Origin of the sequence: Arthrobacter sp. TB 26 (assembly GCF_000427315.1) — a bacterium.
Classification (GTDB): Bacteria; Actinomycetota; Actinomycetes; order Actinomycetales; family Micrococcaceae; genus Arthrobacter.
On record NZ_AUPJ01000077.1, the window covers coordinates 1 to 6,416 of the forward strand.

The following is a 6,416-nucleotide window of genomic DNA, read 5'->3' on the forward strand; positions in this document are numbered from 1 at the left end:
CTGGCGGGGGAGTGTGACCACGTCCTTGCCGCGGGGATGGGGTAGAACTTAACCATGAATGTTCGCACTCCTGACCCGAACCCCGGCTGGCTCTCCGAAGATGATTTGTTCGAGGCGCGCGGCCGGTTGCCCATGGTCTACGTCGAGGCCGTCCCGGTCCGGCTGGATCCGCTCGGGTTTGTGAACGAGGTCGGCACGCTCCTGCAGGCCGACGAGGACGGCGCAATGGTCCGTTCCCTGGTTTCCGGCCGGGTGCTCTACCGAGAGACCATCCGCGCGGCCCTGCTGCGCCACATGGAGAAGGACCTCGGCCCGCTGGCCTTCCCCCAGCTGCCCATCAGCCCGGTGCCGTTCACGGTGGCCGAATACTTCCCGTCGCCATCCCACACCGGGTTCACCGACGACCGCCAGCACGCCGTCGCGCTGGCGTACATCATCCCGGTCACCGGAGAATGCTCCCCGCGGCAGGACGCTCTGGAACTGACCTGGATGACCCCGCAGGAAGTCATGAGCTCCGATGTCCAACTGGAATTCAGCGGCGGCCGCGGCGCCCTGATCCGCCAGGCCCTGGCGTTCGCCGGCGTCGGGAACTGACCGCCGGAGGCTGCGGAAGCTAACTTCCGCTGGCTGCCCACGCGCGCCTTTGTAGAATGTTGGGCGGACCGCAAAAGAATTTAAGGACTCCAGATGACCCACCCCCCGGCCGACCCGAACTACATCGAACAACAGGCTGGATCTCTGCAGAGCGGCGATCATCTGCTTCTGCCCGACGGCAACCGCTCAGCCGAAATCCAGCGTGTCGACGTTGAAACCGACGATTTTGGCACGCCGGCCATGGTTCTGGCGACCCTTACCGGTGGCGGCGGACTCCGGATCGCCGCCGCCTCCACCGTCCTGATCCTGGAAGCGTCCGCCGAGGCCGGGGAACCCCCGTTCGAGGACGCTGGCTCCCCCCTGCAGCTCGTCGAACCGGACACGGATGAGGGCGGCGGGCTCGACGCCGACGGGCAAGACAGAAACGGCGAGGAGGATGGCGCCGCTCCCGCCGTCGTCGTCCCTCCCCTGCCGCCCGTGCCGCCCGTGGTGAGCGGCCCCAGCGACGAGGACCTGGCGCTGATCCCGGCCCTTGAGGGCACGCCCGAGTCCGTCGTGGAGGCTGTGGCCGAGGCGCACCCGAGCTCGGTGGGAGTGCTGCTGCTCAGCGAACGGCTCGCCAAGGGGATCAACACGAAGTCCGGGAGTTGCCTCAAGGACCTCAGCGACCTCGCCCAGGAGCTCTTCATCGTCCTCAAGGATGCCGAAAACGCCCTCGCCGTTGCCGACCTGCTCAATGTGCTGCCCTTCGACGGAAACCGAGGCCGCTGGACGTCGGTGGAGGCCTCCTTGGCCCTGTCCAGCTACATCTGCCGCCAGGTGGGCCAGGAGGAACGCGCCGCGGTCTACGAAAAGTTCCTCCGCGCCCCCGATTCCATGGAGACGGATCAGTTCAAGGCGCGGATCAACGCCAAGGTCCGGCAGCGCTCGCTCAACGAACCGAACCTGTACGACAAGGAAATCTTCCGCGCAATGGACAACTCGAACCCGGATGCGGAACGCGAGTGGCGGCTCCTGCGGCTCGAGGCGCTGCTCTTCCTGCGCGCCCACGGCGGATCGGAAACCATCGGCGCCCCGGAGCTGGACCGCCGGATCGGCAACGAGCTCGAGTCAGTCCGTTCCTGAGGCGTTTGGCCCCTACCCCCTTCCGGCCGGGCGCTGTAAATTCAGCCCATGACGAACAATCTGAGCGTTGTGATCAACTCCGACGCGCAGCAGGTTTGGACGATGCTGCGCGAACCCGCCAAGGTTGCCCAATGGCACGGCTGGGAAGCCGATGACCAGGCGGCCGAGATCAATGAGATCTACTTCAGCCCCAATGTCATCGAAGGCGCCGACCACACCTCCCTGGTGGTCGATGGCGGGGACGTGTTCACCTTGAAACCGGTCCCGTCCGGCACAGAAGTCAGCGTCACGCGGGCCGCGGTGGACCACAATTCCGAGTGGGCCGCCTGGGACGAGGACATCACGCAGGGCTGGCTGACGTTTATCCAGCAGCTCCGCTTCGCCCTCGAACGGCATCCGCACGGCAAGCGCCGGACCTTCTTCTTCTCGGTCTCCGGGAACGAGGGTTCCGCCATTGAAAAGCTGGGGCTGTCGGACGTTCCCAAGGCCGGCGAGCCGTACTCACTCACCCTGGCCACGGGCGAGGAAGTCTCCGGCAAGGTCTGGTTCCGCAGCAACCACCAGGTGGGCCTCACCGTCCACCACTATGCGGAGCACGGGGAGGGCCTGGTGATCGTAGCGGACCAACCGGCCATCAAGGACATCCGGCCTGAGGGCGGATCCCTGGTCATCGTCTCCACCTACGGCCTCGGGGCGCACCAGCTGGAGTCCATCCGCAAGTACTGGGACGAGTGACGGGCTGAGAACTACCCCACATCCGATCCGCTGCACTAAGGGTTGGGGGCTGTTAGCTGGCACACTTGAACGGTGCCAGCCAATCCTGAATCGCCCGTGTCATCAGTCCTGCCGGCCCGGCAGTCCGAATTTTCCTTCCGCGTGGGCAAACGCCTGAGCGAAAGCTGCTCACCGTCGGAGGCCCAGGTCAGCGCCAACGGCGGGGAATTCCTGGGCCGCACCGGGACCATCACCACCCCGCACGGCGAGATCCAGACCCCGGCATTCATCGCCGTCGGCACCAAGGCGACGGTCAAGTCGGTGCTCCCGGAATCCGTCGCCGAGCTGGGCGCACAGGCCGTGCTGGCCAACGCCTACCACCTGTACCTGCAGCCCGGCGCCGACATCCTGGATGAGGCCGGCGGGCTGGGCGCCTTCATGAACTGGCGCGGCCCCACGTTCACCGACTCCGGCGGGTTCCAGGTGATGAGCCTGGGTTCCGGGTTCAAGAAGGTCATCGACATGAAATCGGTCGACCATTCGGGACCCGACGACGCCGTCGCCCCCGGCAAGGAACGCCTGGCCCATGTGGACGAGGAAGGCGTGTGGTTCAAGAGCCACCTCAACGGCGACCGGCACCGCTTCAGCCCCGAAATCTCCATGAACGTCCAGCACCAGATCGGCGCGGACATCATGTTCGCCTTCGACGAGCTCACCACGCTGCAGAACTCCCGCGGCTACCAGGAGGAATCGCTGGAGCGAACCCGGCGCTGGGCCGAGCGCTGCCTCACCGAGCACTTCCGGCTCACCGCCGAGCGTGCGGGCAAGCCCTACCAGGCGCTCTTCGGTGTCATCCAGGGTGCCCAGTACGAGGACCTGCGCCGCAAGGCGTCCCGGGACCTCGGCGCCATGAACTTCGACGGCTTCGGGATCGGCGGGGCGCTGGAGAAGGAGAACCTGGGCACGATCGTGCGGTGGTGCAACGAGGAATTGCCGGAAAACAAGCCCCGGCACCTGCTCGGCATCTCCGAGCCGGATGACATCTTCACCGCCATCGAGAACGGCGCGGACACGTTCGACTGCGTTTCCCCCACCCGGGTGGCCCGGAATTCCGCGTTCTACCATCCCACCGGCCGGTACAACCTCTCCGGCGCCATGTACAAGCGCGACTTCGGCCCGCTGCAGGACGGCTGCGACTGCTACGCCTGCCTGAACTACTCGCGGGCCTACATCCACCACCTGTTCAAGGCCAAGGAGATGGTCTCGGCCACCTTGATCTCGATCCACAACGAGCGCTTCGTGGTGAAGATGGTCGACGACGCCCGGCTGGCAATCGAGGCCGGCACCTTCTTCGAGTTCAAGGCCGAGACCCTGGGCCGGTACTACTCCTAGTCGCGCCGGCGGCGAGCCGTTCCGCCGGGCTCCGCGCCGAGTTCCACGACCCTGTTCTCCAGCGCGCTGCGCCGGGCGACGTCGAGGACCTCGAGGGTCCGCACCCCTTCAGCGGCCGGAGCGTCGATCCCCCACGTGGCCGGCGCCAGTGCCGGGCGGCGGCCTGCGAGCAGAGCCTCGGCCTGGACGTCTGTCCCCGAGACAATGTAACTGCCGTGGCTGCCGTAGGCGCGCAGTCCCGCGTGGCGGAGTGGTTGAGTTTGCTGGCTGCGCCGGTCTCGAGGGTGTCGGCGCCGTCCTGGTCCATGATCGAGTGGACCCGCCACACCTCCCCGAGATCGCCCGACGCAATGACGCCGGCGAGGGTGAGGATATCCGCGATGGCCTCCACCACCAGGTCGCGGCGTGTGTGCGGGGCGTCGTGATGGTCACGGCGTCCGCTCCAATTCCGATGCGCACGCGGCGTCGTCCTTTCTGTTCGGGCTGTCCCGCCGGTGACACGTGATTTGTCAGGCCGTCAGTTCGCGAGGTGCAGCGACGCCGAGAGCACGGCGTCGGCGTCGCGCAGCACCTTGGCCGCCACCTGGAGGCCCTCGATCCGGCCCAGGGAGACGTCCTCGTGCTCGATGTTTACGAGCATGTCCGGGTCCACCTCGTACAGCGCGCGCAGGAACTCGGTCCAGTAGGCGGTGTCGTGCCCGCGGCCCAGCGCCACGAAGTCCCAGGCGGAGTCCTTGGGACATTCGTTGGCCCACTCGTCGCCGCCGAGGTTGGTGCGGCTTTCCTCCGGGGAGAGCCGACGGAAGCTGTTGTCGAGGACACCGTAGAGCGCGGCGTTCGCAGTGTTGATGCGGTCCTTCGTGGCGGCCTGGAAGACCAACGGGCCGAGTTCGCGGACCACCGCGACCGGATCCATCTGCGGCCAGAAGAGGTGCGAGGCGTCGAGCTCGACGCCGACGTGGGTCGCCCCGGTGGGTCGATCAGCTTGTGGACATCGGCGGTATTGAACACGATGTTCTGCGGGTGCAGCTCCAGGGCCACCTTCACGCCGTGGTCGGCAGCGAGGCGGTCGGTTACTTTCCAGAAGTCGGCCGCGATACCCCACTGGTAGTCGAGTACGTCCAGGGCGGCCGAGTTCCACGCGTTGACAACCCAGTTGACCGTGGTGGCCCCGGGCTCCCCGCCGGGCAGCCCGGACATGGTCACCACCCGGTCCTGGCCCAGCCGCTGCTCCAGCCCGATGGAGCGGCGGATGTCCTCGGCATGCTTCTCGCCGATCTCACGCTTGGGGGTGCAGCGGGTTGCCGTTGCAGTTCAGGCCGGCGATCGAAACGCCGGTCCCCTCGAAAATTGCGAGGTAGTCGTCGCGGGCCGCATCGCTTTCGAGGATCTGGTCCATGGTGGGGACGTGGACGGCGGGCAGGAATCCACCGGTGTTAATTTCGATGCCGGTCAGTCCCAGATCGGCGATGACCTTGAGGGCCTCGGGAAGGGGCCGGTCGTGCAGGATTGCGTTGTAGACGCCGAGTTTCATAGCGTGATTTTCCTTCCGTTGTTGAGCGCGGATTCCGTGACGGCGCCGAGTAGTTCCATGTTTGCGCACGCCTTCGTCGAACGTGGCGCAGCGGGGCAGGGAGTCCGTCTCGCTGAGGCCGGTGACTTCCTCGAGGAAAGCCCTGGCCTGGTAGCCGAAGGCGTCGTTCTGGCCAAATCCGACGCTGGGGGCGTCCATGGCCAGGCCGCCGGCAATGTAGGGGTGTCCGGGACCGAGGATGACCTGGCGGTAGCCGTTCTCGTTGGCCGGGCCGTCGTTGAGGAACAGCTCGATCTCGGCGGGACGGCGCTGGTCGAACCGGGTGGCGCCGTTCTCGCAGAAGACCTCGAAGATGAGGCTGTTGGCGTGGCCGGCCGCGACGCGGGAAACCTCGAAGCCGCCGGCGCCGTTCTCGAATTCGGCGGAGAACACCGCGTAGTCGTCGCTTTCGACGGGCTCGAAGGTGTCACTGACGGCGGCGTGGTCATGGCCCATGACGGCGCCGAGCGGCAGCGGGCGCTTGCCGATCACGGTGTTGAGCCGCCCACCGCTGATGGACTTGATGTCGCCGCAGAGGAATTCGGCGACGTACGTCAGGTGGCTTCCGACGTCGGCCAGCGCGCCGGAGCCGGGACCGCCCTTGTACCTCCAGCTCATGGGGGCCGAGGGGCTGAACCCGTAGTCGGTCCAGTAGCGGCCGCTGAAGTGCAGGACGTTGCCCAGGACACCGGACCGGATGAGGTCGCGGATATAGGCGATGCCCGGCGTGCGGCGGAAGGTGAATCCGATGCGGGCGATCGAGTTCGCGTTGCGCGCCGCTTCCGCCATGGCCCGGGCGTCCTCGAGGGAGTCGCTGAGCGGCTTCTCGCACAGCACGTGCTTGCCGGCGGCCGGCAGGCCCTCCACGACCTCGCGGTGGAGGGCCTGGGTGGGGACCGGATCACGGAGGCCACCGACGGCCTGCTCTCCATGCACGTGGGGGGGACTAGTGATCGCCGCCGAGCCGAGTGAGTCGATGATGGCCGGAATCTGGATTCCCGCCGTCGTCGCCGGCTGG

5 protein-coding genes and 2 pseudogenes are annotated in these 6,416 nt (G+C 66.9%); 4 read left to right on the forward strand and 3 right to left on the reverse strand.

Annotation, left to right across the window (positions count from 1 at the left end; genetic code table 11):
- Nucleotides 1-54: 54 nt before the first annotated feature.
- The 4 genes from K789_RS0101645 (at nucleotide 55) to tgt (ending at nucleotide 3,825) form a co-directional block, all read left to right on the forward strand.
- Nucleotides 55-594: an NUDIX hydrolase family protein gene (locus K789_RS0101645; protein WP_024365221.1), complete on the forward strand. Its 540-nt coding sequence runs from the start codon at nucleotides 55-57 to the stop codon at nucleotides 592-594.
- A gap of 93 nt (nucleotides 595-687) precedes the next feature.
- On the forward strand, nucleotides 688-1,719 hold the full coding sequence (locus K789_RS0101650) for a DUF6707 family protein (RefSeq protein WP_024365222.1): 1,032 nt from the start codon (nucleotides 688-690) through the stop codon (nucleotides 1,717-1,719).
- 48 nt (nucleotides 1,720-1,767) lie between these two features.
- Complete coding sequence (locus K789_RS0101655) at nucleotides 1,768-2,454, forward strand: hypothetical protein (protein ID WP_029704264.1); 687 nt, start codon at nucleotides 1,768-1,770, stop codon at nucleotides 2,452-2,454.
- Nucleotides 2,455-2,526: 72 nt separating this feature from the next.
- On the forward strand, nucleotides 2,527-3,825 hold the full coding sequence (tgt, locus tag K789_RS0101660; protein WP_024365223.1) for a tRNA guanosine(34) transglycosylase Tgt: 1,299 nt from the start codon (nucleotides 2,527-2,529) through the stop codon (nucleotides 3,823-3,825).
- Here tgt and K789_RS24305 read toward each other — a convergent pair.
- The 3 genes and pseudogenes from K789_RS24305 to K789_RS22030 form a co-directional block, all read right to left on the reverse strand.
- On the reverse strand, nucleotides 3,822-4,151 hold the full coding sequence (locus K789_RS24305; RefSeq protein WP_237739476.1) for a hypothetical protein: 330 nt from the start codon (nucleotides 4,149-4,151) through the stop codon (nucleotides 3,822-3,824). The genes tgt and K789_RS24305 overlap by 4 nt on opposite strands.
- A gap of 191 nt (nucleotides 4,152-4,342) precedes the next feature.
- A pseudogene (locus K789_RS22025) lies at nucleotides 4,343-5,359 on the reverse strand (sugar phosphate isomerase/epimerase family protein).
- Nucleotides 5,356-6,295, reverse strand: a pseudogene (locus K789_RS22030) (Gfo/Idh/MocA family protein); the annotation flags it as partial. The pseudogenes K789_RS22030 and K789_RS22025, both read right to left, overlap by 4 nt.
- Nucleotides 6,296-6,416: the final 121 nt, after the last annotated feature.

Excerpts from the sequence above, each read along its gene's own strand:
- K789_RS0101645 (WP_024365221.1), top strand. The coding sequence starts at position 55 with ATGAATGTTCGCACTCCTGACCCGAACCCCGGCTGGCTCTCCGAAGAT.
- K789_RS0101650 (WP_024365222.1), top strand. The coding sequence starts at position 688 with ATGACCCACCCCCCGGCCGACCCGAACTACATCGAACAACAGGCTGGA.
- K789_RS0101655 (WP_029704264.1), top strand. The coding sequence starts at position 1,768 with ATGACGAACAATCTGAGCGTTGTGATCAACTCCGACGCGCAGCAGGTT.